Origin of the sequence: Haemophilus aegyptius (genome assembly GCF_900475885.1) — a bacterium.
GTDB classification, from domain to species: domain Bacteria; phylum Pseudomonadota; class Gammaproteobacteria; order Enterobacterales; family Pasteurellaceae; genus Haemophilus; species Haemophilus influenzae.
The window spans coordinates 605,132-620,536 of the sequence record NZ_LS483429.1; the positions used below are offsets into that span (position 1 = coordinate 605,132).

Consider the following 15,405-nt stretch of genomic DNA (forward strand, 5'->3'; position numbering starts at 1 on the left):
AGTTGGGATTTATCTTCCCCCAAAAAGTTAGATTGATTTAGTTCAAGGACTGAGTTCTGTCATTCACAGGGCTCAGCCCTTTTAGTTTCCCCTGAATGTGATCATGGTTGTAATAATGAATATACTCATGAGTTGTTTTTTCAGTTGTTTGAACTTCTCAAATCGTTTGTCGTAATAACATTCAGTTTTTAATCGTCCAAAGAAGTTTTCCATCGCATTGTTATCTAAATAATTTCCTTTCCTTGACATATTCTGTTGAATGCTATTCTCTCGTAAAATCGCCTGATAACCGACCATTTGATACAGCCAACCTTGGTCGGAATGTAAAATTGGGTTTTGCGTCTTCAAGTCTTTTTTGTTGGTTGAGTTCTTGCAACTTTTTTAGAATTGCGTTCTCCGCACGTAGTAAATTTTCCAATTCTAGTTCTTCCCCTCATGTTTTCGGTTTAGGTGGCATCTTAGGGTATTTCGGTTTCATGATTGGACGACTTTTAGGTTTGAGGATTAAGCCGTTTATACCTTGTTTTTCAAAGGCTTGCAGCCATTGATTAACAACGTCTGAATTGGTAATGCCAAAATGTAAATATGCGGCTTCTGCAGAAAATTGCCCATTTTTAACCGCTTGTATTATGTTAAGTTTAAATTCAGGTAAGTAATTTTGCTTCTTACTAAGTACGGATAATCTATTGATTTAACTATGATTAATTGGTTAATCCAACGTTTTAGTGTTATTTAGGCAAGTTGAAAATACCTGCGGGTAAGTGAACGATTTTTACCATTTTGAAGATCAAATTCGATGACTTGTTGTTTGAAAAGAGTGTTGTATTTGGTCATAAAAAATCTACACCTTAGTTGGTTATTTAGTCAATTTTTGGGGTGTAGATCATAAAATGCGTTTTTTACTACTAACTTTTTTAGGTTAATCAAGCGTCTTCCTATTTTAATAAGGAATTATCGAGTGACAAATCTTCATTTTTATTTACACCTATACCGCGTGCGATAACATTTTTGGCAATTTCGTGTGCATCTTCTAAGGAATGTTCCGTATAGCTTCCGCATTGATAGATATTTAATTCGGGAATAGAAGCTTGATCTTGTACACCTAAAACATCTTGCATTGAAGCTAACCAAGCCTCAGACACTTCCTGTTCATTTGGTGTGCCAATCAAAGACATATAAAATCCCGTGCGACATCCCATCGGAGAAATATCAATAATTTCTATGCTATCGCCATTTAAGTGATCGCGCATAAATCCAGCAAATAAATGTTCAAGTGTATGAATGCCTTTTGGGGAAAGAATTTCTTTGTTTGGAATACAAAAACGTAAATCAAAAACAGTAATATTATCGCCTTTTGGCGTGAGCATCGTTTTTGCAATGCGTACTGCAGGTGCGTTCATTTTTGTGTGATCCACTTTAAAACTATCAAGTAATGGCATAAATTTTCCTTATAAATCAGTTGGTTAAGAAATAATTGAATAAATATTTATTTTTTACAAATTTTAATGAACTTTATAGTAAGGTTCATTGTCTTATAGAATAAGCAACTTGCAGTTGTTTTAATAAAATTGGTTCCTTAGGTTATTTGCCCCACATTTATTGTGGGGTTTTTTCTTGCTCATTTTATAGTAAGAATGGTGTACTCAAAAACAATAACGCAACATAACGAACCATTTTTCCCAGAAAGATAAAGAGACTACTCGTTACAAAATTTAATCTTAACCAACCAGCTATGGCACAAAATAAATCGCCAACTACAGGCAGCCAGCTCAAAAGTAAAGCAATCGCCCCATAACGCCGTAGCTGATTTATTGCCCATAAAGTGCGGTAATTTTTGGGCTCGAATTTTGGCATCCATCGTCCAATTCCGTAAGTGGTTAAACTTCCTAAGCTATTTCCAGCGGTTGCAATCAATATTAGAGCTAATATATCTGCGTTAAATAAAGAACCTAACATTAATTTAGGTACAGCAAGCGCAACAAATATAACTTCTGAATTACCTGGTAATACTGTTGCACTCAAAAACGCGCTGATAAACATAAAGCATAAGCTATTAGCCTGCCAAAAATCAGCACTAAAAAATGAAAAAATATCCATTATCTTGGCGAAATAATTTCTCGTGTGCGAACATCAAACACATCCATTCCCGCACTTAATCCTGCTTGCACGCCTAAATCCGCATCTTCAAATACGATACAACGACTTGGATTTGCTTGAATTAACTCCGCACAACGTAAAAAAGTTTCTGGGTGTGGTTTATGTTCTTTTACATCATCTGCACTGACAATTGCATTAAAGTAAGGTGCGATAGCCAGTTTATCCATCAACATATCAATAATTTTACGGTGTGAGCCAGAACCTAAAGCCATCGGCTTTTTCTGATGGAAGGATTTAACAATTTCAAAGGTTGGCAATAACTTTGATTGAGTCGGAATAAGTTGATAAGACAACTCACGTTTTGCAGCCAGCACATCCTCAATTCGATCTAGTGGCATATTCGCCGCTTTCATCATTTCCCCCGCGATAGTTCGAACCGTCGCCCCGCCGAAGTTATACATAATTTGAAAATCAAATTCATAGCCAAATTTCTTTCCCACCATTGTCCAAGCCTGTGCATGCACGGGCATTGTATCAATTAAAGTTCCATCCATATCAAAAATCAATCCTTCATATGGATTGAAGATCTCGTAATCTAACATTTTTACATCCTTACAAATTTTTTTACCATTTTGCTACAAAACTGTGATCTATGCACTGTTTTATTTCAGTAAAGTGCGGTAAATTAGCGAACAAATTTTGAACTAACAAAAACAAATGCGGTTATTTAAGCAACTAGAACGTTGGAAAATTCGCAAGCAAATAAATCAATCTATTATTGATGTGATATTTCGTTTACGAAATCGATTAGCTCATTACTGGCAAGCTGATGTGAATACGCCTCAAGTGGATTTTATGCTGCTACACATTGCTTGCAGCTTAGGTCGAATAGAACGAGGAGGTTGTGTTTCTTCGCTTTATTCAGAAATGCTCGAAGAAATGCAAAGTGCGGTCATTTTTCCACAAGTTTTAGCTATTCATCGAGATTTACTCAAGTTAATGCCATTTTCCATTCCTGAAGCAGAACAAACTTATTTTTTAGCGAACATTCATTCTTTGGTTCTTGAACAGAAGCAATTAAAGCCTTTGAAATGAATTATGCGGAGGTGCATTCAATTTATGGTGTAAAACTGGACATTGATTCGGTAAATAATTCTCAAATTACTAAAACATTAAGGAAATTTACCGCACTTTTAAGTAAAATAGCGTAATTTTTCAAAGAGATAATAAATATGAAAGCCAAATTAGTCAGTTTACTTGCGCAAGCAAATATAAAAATAAGTGATCAACAAATTCAGCAGTTGATTAATCTGGTCAATTTACTCAATAAATGGAATAAAGCTTATAATTTGACGTCAGTTCGTGATCCACAAGAAATGTTAGTTAAACATATTTTAGATAGTCTTGTTGTAAGTCCTTATTTACAAGGTGATCGTTTTATTGATGTCGGTACAGGGCCTGGTTTGCCTGGTTTACCTTTGGCAATTATTAATCCTTCCAAACAATTTGTCCTCCTTGATAGCTTAGGTAAGCGTATTAGTTTTATTCGAAATGCTATACGTGAGCTTAGACTAACTAATGTAACCCCCGTTTTAAGTCGAGTAGAAGAATATCAACCTGAAGATAAATTTGATGGTGTATTAAGCCGTGCTTTTGCTTCGTTAAAAGATATGACAGATTGGTGTCATCATTTACCAAAAGAAAATGGATATTTTTATGCATTAAAAGGGATTTATCAGGAAGATGAAATTAATGAATTGAATAAAAAATATACTATTCAAAAAGTGATTGAATTATCTGTTCCTGAACTTATAGGCGAACGACATTTAATCGTTTTACGTTAAAAAGTAACAAATAGATAAATTATTTTCTAAAAGTGTGATTTATATAACACTTTTTATGTGTTTTTAAGTTGAATCTAAAGCCAGCAAAGGTATAATCGGCGGGCTAAAATTATTTTGTAAAAGTGATGTCGCGCATTTTATCTCACGCTAAAAAAAACTACAGAAAAGCTATTATTATTGAGAGTCTTTTGCTTGTAGTTTTTTATTTGCTTATTTATGGATGGCAACGCCAAAGTGCGGTAGATTTTAGCTACGGTTTTTTAAGTGCCTTTTTGCCTTTTTGTACATTTATATTTATCATTTTTTACAGAAAACAAAATTTTTCAACAAAACTGACCGCACTTTATCGTGCTGAAGCAATAAAGTTTATTTTAACGATGGTTTTTATCATTGTTGCCATCAAATGGTTATTCGTTATCAATTTTATTGCGTTTTTTGTTGGTTTTTTATTGGCATTAGTGCTGAATAATATTATTCCACTTATTCTCAATAAAATTTAACTTTGGGTTATTCTTCTTCAGAACAAAGGATCGATTATGTCTGGACAAACAACATCGGAATACATTAGCCACCATTTATCCTTTCTCAAAACAGGGGATGGATTTTGGAATGTTCATATAGATACGTTGTTCTTTTCTATTCTTGCTGCGGTTATTTTCCTATTTGTTTTTTCTCGAGTAGGGAAAAAAGCAACAACTGGCGTTCCAGGAAAAATGCAATGCTTAGTTGAAATTGTTGTGGAATGGGTTAATGGAATCGTGAAAGAAAATTTTCATGGTCCACGTAACGTAGTTGCACCACTTGCATTAACAATTTTCTGTTGGGTATTCATCATGAATGCTATCGACTTAATTCCTGTTGATTTCTTACCTCAATTTGCAGGTTTGTTCGGTATTCATTATCTTCGTGCAGTGCCGACAGCAGATATTAGCGCAACTTTGGGTATGTCCATTTGTGTTTTCTTTTTAATTCTTTTCTACACAATAAAATCTAAAGGATTCAAAGGCTTAGTTAAAGAATATACGCTTCATCCATTCAATCATTGGGCGTTTATTCCTGTTAACTTTATTCTTGAAACGGTGACTTTATTGGCTAAACCAATTTCACTTGCTTTCCGTTTATTCGGTAACATGTATGCAGGGGAGTTAATCTTTATTCTTATCGCTGTAATGTATTCCGCTAATATGGCCATTGCAGCATTAGGGATTCCGTTACATCTTGCTTGGGCTATTTTCCATATTTTGGTTATTACCTTGCAGGCTTTCATCTTTATGATGTTGACGGTTGTTTATTTAAGTATTGCTTATAACAAAGCAGATCATTAATCGTTTTTTATTAACCAGCTCTAGGGCTAAAACTTAACTTCTATTGGAGAAAATTATGGAAACTGTAATTACAGCGACAATCATCGGTGCATCAATTCTTCTTGCATTTGCTGCATTAGGTACTGCAATTGGCTTTGCTATTCTAGGTGGTAAATTCTTAGAATCATCAGCTCGCCAACCAGAATTAGCATCTAGCTTACAAACTAAAATGTTTATCGTAGCTGGTCTTTTAGATGCGATTGCAATGATTGCTGTTGGTATTTCATTACTTTTCATTTTCGCAAACCCATTCATCGGTTTATTAAACTAATCACCTTATTTGCTTATCAACGTAAAACAAGCATAGTAAGGAGGACGTTGTGAATTTAAATGCAACATTGATTGGTCAACTTATCGCATTCGCACTTTTTGTGTGGTTTTGCATGAAATTTGTTTGGCCACCAATTATTAATGCGATTGAAACACGTCAAAGCCAAATTGCGAACGCTTTAGCGTCAGCTGAAGCAGCTAAAAAAGAGCAAGCAGATACGAAAAATCTTGTTGAACAAGAACTTTCAGCTGCAAAAGTACAAGCTCAAGACATTTTAGATGCTGCGAATAAACGTCGCAATGAAGTATTAGACGAAGTGAAGGCAGAAGCCGAAGAACTAAAAGCAAAAATTATTGCTCAAGGTTATGCAGAAGTAGAAGCAGAACGTAAACGTGTTCAAGAAGAATTACGTCTTAAAGTGGCTTCATTGGCTGTGGCTGGTGCTGAGAAAATTGTGGGTCGTTCTATTGATGAAGCGGCAAACAATGACATTATTGATAAATTAGTTGCAGAGTTATAAGAGGCTTAGCTTATGTCAGAATTAACTACAATAGCTCGCCCTTATGCAAAAGCTGCATTCGACTTTGCCATTGAACAAAGTGCGGTCGAAAAATGGACTGAAATGTTAGGTTTTGCTGCTGCCGTAGCTGAAGATGAAACGGTAAAAGCTTACTTAAGTAGTTCTCTTTCTGCACAGAAATTAGCTGATACAGTAATTTCTATTTGTGGCGAACAATTGGATCAATATGGGCAAAATCTTATTCGGTTAATGGCTGAAAATAAGCGTTTGAGTGCTATTCCTGCGGTGTTTGAAGAATTTAAACATCACGTAGAGGAACACCAAGCTATTGCAGAAGTTGAAGTAACATCTGCGCAACCATTGAATGCAACACAAATCGAAAAAATTGCAGCTGCAATGAAAAAAAGATTAGCTCGCAAAGTGAAATTAAATTGCAACGTGGATAACGCACTTATTGCTGGTGTGATTGTTCGTACTGAAGACTTTGTGATTGACGGAAGTAGCCGTGGGCAACTTACTCGTCTCGCAAACGAGTTGCAATTATAAGAGGAATACAAGATGCAACTAAATTCAACTGAAATTAGTGAATTGATTAAAAAACGCATCGCTCAATTCGACGTGGTCAGTGAAGCGCGTAATACAGGGACAATTGTTTCTGTAAGCGATGGTATTATTCGCATCCACGGTTTAAGCGATGTGATGCAAGGTGAAATGATCGCCTTACCAGGTAATCGTTATGCGATGGCACTTAACCTTGAACGCGATTCTGTTGGTGCTGTAGTTATGGGACCTTACGCAGATTTAGCGGAAGGTATGGAAGTTCAATGTACAGGTCGTATTCTTGAAGTACCAGTTGGTCGTGGTTTATTAGGTCGTGTAGTTAATACGCTTGGTCAGCCAATCGATGGTAAAGGCGAAATTGAAAATGATGGTTTCTCACCAGTAGAAGTGATTGCGCCAGGTGTTATCGATCGTCGTTCTGTTGATCAACCTGTTCAAACTGGTTATAAAGCTGTCGATTCCATGGTACCGATTGGTCGTGGTCAGCGTGAGTTAATCATCGGTGACCGTCAAACGGGTAAAACTGCGTTAGCAATTGACGCTATTATTAATCAGCGTAATTCAGGTATTAAATGTATCTATGTTGCGATTGGTCAAAAAGCCTCTACTATTGCAAACGTCGTGCGTAAATTAGAAGAACATGGTGCGCTTGCAAATACTATCGTGGTAGCTGCATCTGCATCTGAATCAGCAGCGTTACAATATTTAGCCCCTTATGCTGGTTGTGCGATGGGGGAATATTTCCGTGATCGCGGCGAAGATGCGTTAATTGTTTATGATGATTTATCAAAACAAGCCGTAGCTTATCGTCAAATTTCATTATTATTACGTCGTCCACCAGGTCGTGAAGCCTATCCAGGTGATGTGTTCTATTTACATTCTCGTTTACTAGAACGTGCTTCTCGTGTAAATGAAGATTATGTAGAAAAATTCACTAAAGGCGAAGTAAAAGGAAAAACAGGTTCTTTAACCGCACTTCCGATTATTGAAACCCAAGCTGGTGACGTATCTGCGTTTGTTCCAACCAACGTAATTTCTATTACCGATGGTCAGATCTTCTTAGAATCTAACTTGTTTAACTCAGGTATTCGTCCTGCGGTAAACCCAGGTATTTCGGTATCTCGTGTGGGTGGTTCAGCGCAAACTAAAGTTATTAAGAAATTAGCGGGTGGTATTCGTACCGCGCTAGCTCAATATCGTGAATTAGCAGCGTTTGCACAGTTTGCATCAGATCTAGATGATGCGACTCGTAAGCAACTTTCTCACGGTGAAAAAGTAACTGAATTATTAAAACAAAAACAATTCGCGCCATTATCTGTTGCAGAACAAGCGGTTATATTGTTTGCTGTTGAATTTGGTTATTTGGATGACGTGGAATTATCAAAAATTGCAAGTTTTGAGACCGCACTTTTAGATTATTCTAACCGTAATCATGCTGAATTTATGCAAGAGCTTAATAAAACCGGTAACTATAATGATGAAATCAAAGATACGTTAAAAAGTATTTTAGATGGTTTTAAAGCGAATAGTGCTTGGTAGTAACGGAGAGATAAGATGGCAGGTGCAAAAGAGATAAAAACCAAAATTGCCAGTGTACAAAGTACACAAAAAATCACTAAGGCAATGGAAATGGTGGCAACCTCGAAAATGCGTAAAACGCAGGATCGTATGGCTGCATCTCGTCCGTATTCTGAAACTATCCGTAATGTTATTAGTCATGTGTCTAAGGCAAGTATCGGTTATAAACATCCGTTCTTAGTTGAACGAGAAGTGAAGAAAATCGGTATCTTGGTTATTTCAACAGATCGTGGGATGTGTGGTGGGTTAAATGTTAATTTATTCAAAACCATACTTAACCAAATAAAAAATTGGAAAGAACAAAATATTTCTACAGATTTGGGCTTAATAGGTTCAAAAGGGATTAGTTTTTTCCGTTCCTTTGGATTTAATATCAAAGGTCAGCTTTCTGGTTTAGGCGATACGCCCGCTCTAGAAGAGTTAATTGGTGTGGCAAATACAATGTTTGATGCTTATCGTAATGGTGAAATTGATGCAATTTATATTGCATACAATAAATTTGTTAATACGATGTCGCAAAAACCTGTTGTGCAACAGTTAGTTCCTTTACCAGAATCTAAAGACGATCATTTAAATGAAAGACAACAGACTTGGGATTATCTTTATGAGCCAGAACCAAAAGTACTATTAGATAGCCTTTTAGTTCGTTATTTAGAATCCCAAATTTATCAAGCGGTTGTAGATAATTTAGCTTCAGAACAAGCGGCTCGAATGGTAGCAATGAAAGCAGCAACGGATAATGCAGGTAATTTAATTAATGATCTGCGGTTGGTGTACAACAAAGCTCGTCAAGCAAGTATCACAAATGAATTGAATGAAATCGTAGCCGGTGCGGCAGCGATTTAAGAAAAGAGGAACGGTAATGTCAGCAGGAAAAATTGTACAAATCATCGGTGCGGTGATTGACGTTGAATTTCCACAAGATGCAGTGCCAAAAGTTTACGATGCATTAAAAGTTGAATCAGGTTTAACACTTGAGGTGCAACAACAATTAGGTGGCGGAGTAGTTCGTTGTATTGCATTGGGTACATCTGATGGTTTAAAACGTGGCTTAAAAGTAGAAAACACAAATAACCCAATTCAAGTACCAGTAGGTACAAAAACACTTGGTCGTATTATGAATGTGTTGGGCGAACCAATTGACGAACAAGGAGCAATTGGTGAAGAAGAGCGTTGGGCTATCCACCGTTCGGCACCGAGCTATGAAGAACAATCAAACAGTACGGAATTATTAGAAACTGGTATCAAAGTGATCGACTTAATTTGTCCATTCGCAAAAGGTGGTAAAGTTGGTTTATTCGGCGGTGCAGGTGTAGGTAAAACCGTAAATATGATGGAGTTGATTCGTAATATTGCGATTGAGCATTCAGGTTACTCTGTATTTGCGGGTGTAGGCGAACGTACTCGTGAAGGTAATGACTTCTATCATGAAATGAAAGATTCTAACGTATTAGATAAAGTATCTTTGGTTTATGGTCAAATGAACGAGCCACCAGGTAACCGTTTACGTGTTGCATTGACTGGTTTAACTATGGCTGAAAAATTCCGTGATGAAGGTCGAGATGTATTATTCTTTGTGGATAATATTTATCGTTATACCCTTGCTGGTACGGAAGTATCTGCGTTATTAGGTCGTATGCCATCCGCGGTAGGTTACCAACCGACATTGGCAGAAGAAATGGGTGTGTTACAAGAACGTATCACTTCAACCAAAACAGGTTCTATCACTTCTGTGCAAGCGGTGTACGTACCAGCGGATGACTTAACTGACCCATCTCCAGCAACAACTTTCGCACATTTAGACTCAACTGTTGTATTAAGTCGTCAAATCGCATCTTTAGGTATTTACCCTGCAGTTGATCCATTAGATTCAACTTCACGTCAGTTAGACCCGCTTGTTGTTGGTCAAGAACATTATGATGTTGCTCGTGGTGTACAAGGTATTTTACAACGTTATAAAGAATTGAAGGATATTATTGCAATTCTTGGTATGGATGAATTATCTGAAGAAGATAAACTAGTGGTAGCACGTGCACGTAAAATTGAACGTTTCTTATCACAACCATTCTTTGTTGCAGAAGTCTTCACAGGTTCACCAGGTAAATACGTGACATTAAAAGACACCATCCGTGGCTTCAAAGGTATCTTAGATGGCGAATATGACCATATTCCTGAACAAGCGTTCTATATGGTTGGTTCAATCGATGAAGTGTTAGAAAAAGCCAAAAATATGTAATCACTTCAAGTCATTTGAAGGAGAACAAAATGGCGACATTTAATTTAACAATAGTAAGCGCAGAGCAGAAAATCTTTGAAGGTGAAGTAAAACAAATTCAGGTAACTGGTGTGGAAGGGGAGCTTGGTATTTTGCCCGGACATACGCCATTGCTAACAGCAATTAAGCCTGGGATTGTTAAATTTACTCTTAAAGATGGGAATGAAGAAGTTATCTATGTTTCTGGTGGTTTTTTAGAAGTTCAACCAAATATTGTGACAGTATTAGCAGATATTGCTATTCGAGGTAGTGAATTAGATGCAGATCGTATTCACGAAGCAAAACGTAAAGCAGAAGAAAATATAGTATCTCACGGATCTGATGCAGATCACGACTTACTTGTTGCAAAACTTTCTAAAGAGTTAGCAAAACTTCGAGCTTATGAACTCACTGAAAAACTATTGAAAACAAGACGATAATTGAAAGTATAATATAGATGAAGTGAACTTCATTTAGTTTAAGGGCTAAGTTCTATAATTTTAGAACTTAGCCTTTTTGTTGTATGAGATTAATGATAAGTTTTGTCTGAAATTTTTATCTAAATTAATTAGGATAATATTTACTCTTTTTTAGATAAAAAGTGCGGTAAATTTTTAGTTTGTTTTTAACCTACAACAAAGGGTAAATAACCCGCACGAATCGCAAATGGAATGGATGTAATGATCACGCCTAATACCAATACGATAATTAAAGTCAGATTTCCTCCCCACACTTTATATGGCAAATTACGGTGAACACGACGAGCTTTCCAAACAAGGCTAACTGGCAATACTACGGCGTAGAATGCAAACATTTGACCTGCGTAGCCTAGTGCTAAAATAAAACCTTCTGGGTAAAATAATGCAAAAACAAGTGGTGGAATAAAAGTCAGTAAACCAAGTGAAATTCTACCTGCTGTAACGTTAAATGAACGTTTTAGTAAATCTTCAATACATTCTAATAATCCTAATCCCACACCTAAGAAAGAAGTGATAAGTGCTAATGTAGAAAATAATTTTACCGCACTTGCGATCACATTGCTTCCAGTGATGGCGAAGGTTGCTTTTACTAAGCCATTTAAAGTCGCATCTTCTTTTAAGATTTGTAAAAATTCATTTTGTGTAAGCAAGCCGTGCGTGGATAGTTGCCATAGAATATAAGCACAAAGTGTTATGGCAGAGCCGACCAAAATAGAGAAGCGCAATGCTTTTACATTGCCATCTAAGTATTTATTTAAACTTGGAATGGAACCGTGGAAACCAAACGCCGTGAAAAATACAGGGCTTGCAGAGATAATTAAAGCCTTATCAATTGGCGTCGCCATTAAGTTATCAAATTTGATTTCTGGCAACATTAAGCTTAACACCACAGCAAAGGCAGCAAGCATAACGAAAAATAACACGCGATTAATTTTATCTACGCTATGTGTGCCGATGACGATAAATGAACCGAAAATCACGGTAAATAATAAGACGCTAACTTTATCGCCAAAACTTTCTGGTAATAAATCTTTTAGTAGTGAACCGCCACCGCTGATATAAGCGGCAATTAATGCATATAAGAAAATAATTAGCACGGCTGTGGCAATAATGCGTCCTGTTTTACCAAAATATTGTTCTGCAAGTGTGCCGATACCTGCATCACTTTCCGCAGTTTGATAGAGTTCAACGAATAAAAGTGCGCTAAAAGTTAATAATGCCCAAAGCCCCAATAACAAGACTAAAGTAAAGCCGAAGCCAATGCCAGCGGAAGTGAGAGGCATAGCCAACATTCCCGCACCAATCATCGTACCAGCAACAAGAAGTGTGCTGCCTACAGTTTTGTTCATTTTTGTTTCCTTATGATGTAATAAAAAATTTACGATAATTGTATTGTATAATTTACAGTCTGTAAATAAAATTTATAAATTGTGAATTTTTTACTATCTTCCTTGCTATATTGTTGCTTAAGAAGAAGGAATAAAATGATATTTCCTAAATTTTGTTGTTTATCAATACATTTAATTACCACAGTTTCACTGTATTTTACGATGATATTGAATTGTCCAAACAAATCTTCTAATTGCTCACTTAATATTGCCTGACAATTTTCTTATTTATTTCCTCCTTCTGGATGTAATCCAATCCCTTGATGGCGTTCTTGTAGTTTTGCGATAATTTCGTACCACTGAAGATCTTGATTGTGTAATAATACGGTTAAGTGATAGACCAAATCTGTAGCTTCAGAAATGACTTCTGCTTTATCTTGTGCGACCGCAGCCAAGGCAGTTTCCACACCTTCTTCCCCCACTTTTTGGGCGATTTTTTTGGTACCTTTTGCGTGTAATGTTGCAGTATAAGAATTAGAAGGATCTGCATTTTTCTTTTCTTTTAAATGTTGTTCTAATTTTATAAACCACGCCCAATTTGCAAATTGTTGCTTCTTGTTCTCTGATTGTGGAGAGGTAAATTGATGGAAGCAGCTGTATTCACCTGTGTGGCAAGTTGCCCCAATGGGATCAACTAAAATGAGCAAAGTGTCGTTATCGCAATCTAAGCTCATTTCTTCCACATTTAAAAAATTGCCCGAGATTTCTCCTTTTGTCCATAATCGTTGTTTGGTACGAGAGAAGAAAGTTACTTTACGTTCTTTGATGGTTTTTGTAAGGGCTTCTTCATTCATATAGCCAAGCATTAGTACCTCACGAGTACTTATATTTTGAATAATAACAGGAAGAAGACCATTAACTTTTTGCCAGTCTATTTTAGTAATATTCATTATTCACTCCGAATCTCGATGGCTGATTTCACAAGGTAGGATTTTAACTCGCCAATTTCAATAATCTGTTTATGGAATACGCTGGCAGCTAATGCCCCATCAACTTTTGCTTCAATAAAAGCATCACGAAAATGTACCATTTTACCCGCACCGCCAGATGCAATTAGAGGTACTCTACATACTCCTCGCACCAGCTTGAGCTGGGCTAAATCGTACCCGTTTCGTAAACCATCTTGATTCATCATATTTAGCACGATTTCTCCTGCACCGCATTGTTGTACTTCTTTTACCCAATCTAACAACTGCCAATGAGTTTGTCGGGTACGTGTTTCATCGCCTGTATATTGGTTTACCCAATACTTACCTGTTTCCTGTTCAAACCAACTATCAATACCTACTACAATCGCTTGTACGCCAAAGCGATCTGCTAAGCGAGAAATGAGCGTTGGATCAGCGAGAGCAGGGGAATTAATCGAAATTTTATCCGCCCCAAATGCAAACAATTTTTCCGCATCTTCAATGGTTTTAATCCCACCTGCTACGCAAAACGGAATATCAATTACCTGAGCGATTCGTTCTACCCAACTTTTATCCACGGTACGACCGTCTGATGAAGCCGTAATATCATAAAATACTAATTCATCAGCTCCTTCTTGCGCATAGCGTTGAGCAAGTGGCACAATATCGCCAATAATTTCGTGGTTACGGAATTGTACCCCTTTTACCACCTGTCCATCACGTACATCCAAACAAGGAATTATCCGTTTTGCCAACATTTGATTGCCTCCGAAAGCGTAAATTTTCCTTCTAATAAAGCTCGACCTACAATTACACCTGACACACCTGTGCCTTTTAGAGCCTCAATATCAGCCAGTGAACCAATCCCTCCAGAAGATTGAAACTGAATAGGTGGATATTTCTCACAAATTTCTTGATAAAGTCCAATATTTGAACCTGTCAAGGTGCCATCGCGTGAAATATCGGTACATAAAACTTGTTGTAAGCCAACGGTTTGGAAATCTTCGATCAACGTTTCTAATAGTACACCACTTTCTTCCTGCCAACCGCTAATCGCAACGATTTTCTGACCGCTTGCATTAATATTCACGTCTAATGCTAGAACAAATTTTTCCGCACCATATTTGATGAACCAGTTTTTCACCATTGAACGATGAGTTACGGCGGTTGAACCAATCACCACGCGATTCGCACCCACAGCCAATAAATCTGCCACATCTTGCTCTGTACGAATGCCTCCTCCCACTTGTACTTTACATTGTGTTGCTTCAACGATTTTTCCAATAAGTGCGGTTTGTCTTGACTGGGGATTTTTCGCTCCCGTTAAATCGACTAGATGTAGTTGTTTTGCTCCTTGACGTACATAATTATCAAATTGCTTAATTGGATTTTCAGAATAGGTAGTTTGCTTGGCATAATCGCCTTGGTGTAACCGCACAACTTGACCATTGATAAGATCAAGAGCAGGGATAATAATAGATTGTTTCATTGTGTTTGATCCTGTATGACTATATGATCTAGTGATTAAAACGGTACTTTTTCCACAAAATTTTTTAGCAACAACGCACCATTTTTACCCGAACGTTCGGGATGAAATTGTACACCGTAAAAATTTTCTTTCGCTATCGCAGCAGAAAAATTCACACCATAATTGCTTATTGCCACCGAATGTTTATTTTGGCTAACTGCATAACTATGCACAAAATAGAAGTGACTATTTTGCACAATACCATCAAATAACGGACAGTTTTTTACAAATTGCACGCGATTCCATCCCATTTGAGGTAACGGTAAACCCGTATCGGGAATTCGATTAGTTTTTCCGCTTATTAGGTTTAAGGTCGGCACATTACCCTCTTCGGAAAATTCGGTCATTAACTGCATACCCAAACAAATTCCTAGCACTGGTTGTGTTAGATTTTGAATGGTTTCGATCAATTGACGTTCTTGTAAATTATACATTGCTGCATTTGCAGTGCCTACGCCAGGTAAAATCAGCTTATCGGCAGATTTGATTTTATTAAGATCAAAAGTGATCTCGGTATTGTAACCTAATCGGTCAAAGGCGAATTTTACAGAAGAAAGGTTGGCACAACCTGTGTCTATAATCGTGATGTTTGTCATTTTTTTATCCTTTTACA

19 protein-coding genes and 1 pseudogene are annotated in these 15,405 nt (G+C 36.9%); 11 read left to right on the forward strand and 9 right to left on the reverse strand.

Going from position 1 to position 15,405, the window contains the following annotated elements; translation table 11 throughout:
• Window positions 1–37 precede the first annotated feature (37 nt).
• The 4 genes and pseudogenes from DQN49_RS03180 to DQN49_RS03195 all read right to left on the reverse strand — a co-directional run bounded on the left by DQN49_RS03180 (window position 38) and on the right by DQN49_RS03195 (window position 2,699).
• Window positions 38–834, reverse strand: a pseudogene (locus tag DQN49_RS03180) (IS3 family transposase).
• Window positions 835–935: 101 nt separating this feature from the next.
• Window positions 936–1,439 (reverse strand): S-ribosylhomocysteine lyase, encoded by a 504-nt coding sequence (luxS, locus tag DQN49_RS03185; RefSeq protein WP_005656552.1) that lies wholly within the window; start codon window positions 1,437–1,439, stop codon window positions 936–938.
• A 184-nt stretch (window positions 1,440–1,623) separates the two neighbouring features.
• Window positions 1,624–2,097 (reverse strand): YqaA family protein, encoded by a 474-nt coding sequence (locus DQN49_RS03190; RefSeq protein ID WP_006995173.1) that lies wholly within the window; start codon window positions 2,095–2,097, stop codon window positions 1,624–1,626.
• Window positions 2,097–2,699, reverse strand: coding sequence for a beta-phosphoglucomutase family hydrolase (locus tag DQN49_RS03195; RefSeq protein WP_006995172.1), 603 nt, complete (start codon window positions 2,697–2,699; stop codon window positions 2,097–2,099). The genes DQN49_RS03190 and DQN49_RS03195 overlap by 1 nt, the downstream gene beginning before the upstream one ends.
• Before the next feature lie 115 nt (window positions 2,700–2,814).
• Here DQN49_RS03195 and DQN49_RS03200 point away from each other — a divergent pair, with 115 nt between their 5' ends.
• The 11 genes from DQN49_RS03200 (at window position 2,815) to DQN49_RS03250 (ending at window position 10,929) form a co-directional block, all read left to right on the forward strand.
• Window positions 2,815–3,192 carry a PRD domain-containing protein gene (locus DQN49_RS03200; RefSeq protein WP_006995171.1) on the forward strand — a complete coding sequence of 126 codons (378 nt, stop codon included), beginning with the start codon at window positions 2,815–2,817 and terminating at the stop codon, window positions 3,190–3,192.
• A 137-nt stretch (window positions 3,193–3,329) separates the two neighbouring features.
• Window positions 3,330–3,941: a 16S rRNA (guanine(527)-N(7))-methyltransferase RsmG gene (gene rsmG, locus DQN49_RS03205; RefSeq protein ID WP_005652031.1), complete on the forward strand. Its 612-nt coding sequence runs from the start codon at window positions 3,330–3,332 to the stop codon at window positions 3,939–3,941.
• 125 nt (window positions 3,942–4,066) lie between these two features.
• On the forward strand, window positions 4,067–4,441 hold the full coding sequence (locus DQN49_RS03210) for an ATP synthase subunit I (protein ID WP_006995169.1): 375 nt from the start codon (window positions 4,067–4,069) through the stop codon (window positions 4,439–4,441).
• 36 nt (window positions 4,442–4,477) lie between these two features.
• Window positions 4,478–5,266 carry a F0F1 ATP synthase subunit A gene (gene atpB / locus DQN49_RS03215; protein ID WP_005629251.1) on the forward strand — a complete coding sequence of 263 codons (789 nt, stop codon included), beginning with the start codon at window positions 4,478–4,480 and terminating at the stop codon, window positions 5,264–5,266.
• Between the two features lie 55 nt (window positions 5,267–5,321).
• Window positions 5,322–5,576 (forward strand): F0F1 ATP synthase subunit C, encoded by a 255-nt coding sequence (gene atpE, locus DQN49_RS03220; RefSeq protein WP_005652035.1) that lies wholly within the window; start codon window positions 5,322–5,324, stop codon window positions 5,574–5,576.
• A gap of 49 nt (window positions 5,577–5,625) precedes the next feature.
• Window positions 5,626–6,096 (forward strand): F0F1 ATP synthase subunit B, encoded by a 471-nt coding sequence (gene atpF, locus DQN49_RS03225; protein ID WP_005649414.1) that lies wholly within the window; start codon window positions 5,626–5,628, stop codon window positions 6,094–6,096.
• A gap of 12 nt (window positions 6,097–6,108) precedes the next feature.
• A complete protein-coding gene (gene atpH / locus DQN49_RS03230) occupies window positions 6,109–6,642 on the forward strand; it encodes a F0F1 ATP synthase subunit delta (protein WP_006995168.1) in 534 nt (177 codons plus the stop codon).
• A gap of 12 nt (window positions 6,643–6,654) precedes the next feature.
• Window positions 6,655–8,196: a F0F1 ATP synthase subunit alpha gene (gene atpA, locus DQN49_RS03235; RefSeq protein ID WP_006995167.1), complete on the forward strand. Its 1,542-nt coding sequence runs from the start codon at window positions 6,655–6,657 to the stop codon at window positions 8,194–8,196.
• A 15-nt stretch (window positions 8,197–8,211) separates the two neighbouring features.
• Entirely contained in the window at window positions 8,212–9,081 is an 870-nt protein-coding gene (gene atpG, locus DQN49_RS03240) for a F0F1 ATP synthase subunit gamma (protein ID WP_006995166.1), read from the forward strand.
• A gap of 16 nt (window positions 9,082–9,097) precedes the next feature.
• Complete coding sequence (atpD, locus tag DQN49_RS03245) at window positions 9,098–10,471, forward strand: F0F1 ATP synthase subunit beta (protein ID WP_005649402.1); 1,374 nt, start codon at window positions 9,098–9,100, stop codon at window positions 10,469–10,471.
• A 29-nt stretch (window positions 10,472–10,500) separates the two neighbouring features.
• Entirely contained in the window at window positions 10,501–10,929 is a 429-nt protein-coding gene (locus DQN49_RS03250) for a F0F1 ATP synthase subunit epsilon (RefSeq protein WP_005669341.1), read from the forward strand.
• Window positions 10,930–11,114: 185 nt separating this feature from the next.
• Here the strand turns inward: DQN49_RS03250 and DQN49_RS03255 are convergent, their stop codons facing one another.
• The 5 genes from DQN49_RS03255 to hisH all read right to left on the reverse strand — a co-directional run bounded on the left by DQN49_RS03255 (window position 11,115) and on the right by hisH (window position 15,388).
• Entirely contained in the window at window positions 11,115–12,317 is a 1,203-nt protein-coding gene (locus tag DQN49_RS03255; RefSeq protein ID WP_005649395.1) for an aromatic amino acid transporter, read from the reverse strand.
• 263 nt (window positions 12,318–12,580) lie between these two features.
• Window positions 12,581–13,246, reverse strand: coding sequence for a bifunctional phosphoribosyl-AMP cyclohydrolase/phosphoribosyl-ATP diphosphatase HisIE (hisIE, locus tag DQN49_RS03265; RefSeq protein WP_005649391.1), 666 nt, complete (start codon window positions 13,244–13,246; stop codon window positions 12,581–12,583).
• Complete coding sequence (gene hisF, locus DQN49_RS03270; protein ID WP_005652059.1) at window positions 13,246–14,022, reverse strand: imidazole glycerol phosphate synthase subunit HisF; 777 nt, start codon at window positions 14,020–14,022, stop codon at window positions 13,246–13,248. The genes hisIE and hisF overlap by 1 nt, the downstream gene beginning before the upstream one ends.
• On the reverse strand, window positions 14,004–14,753 hold the full coding sequence (hisA, locus tag DQN49_RS03275) for a 1-(5-phosphoribosyl)-5-[(5-phosphoribosylamino)methylideneamino]imidazole-4-carboxamide isomerase (protein ID WP_006995165.1): 750 nt from the start codon (window positions 14,751–14,753) through the stop codon (window positions 14,004–14,006). Before hisA ends, hisF begins: the two co-directional genes overlap by 19 nt.
• 35 nt (window positions 14,754–14,788) lie before the next feature.
• Entirely contained in the window at window positions 14,789–15,388 is a 600-nt protein-coding gene (gene hisH, locus DQN49_RS03280; RefSeq protein WP_006995164.1) for an imidazole glycerol phosphate synthase subunit HisH, read from the reverse strand.
• Window positions 15,389–15,405 lie beyond the last annotated feature (17 nt).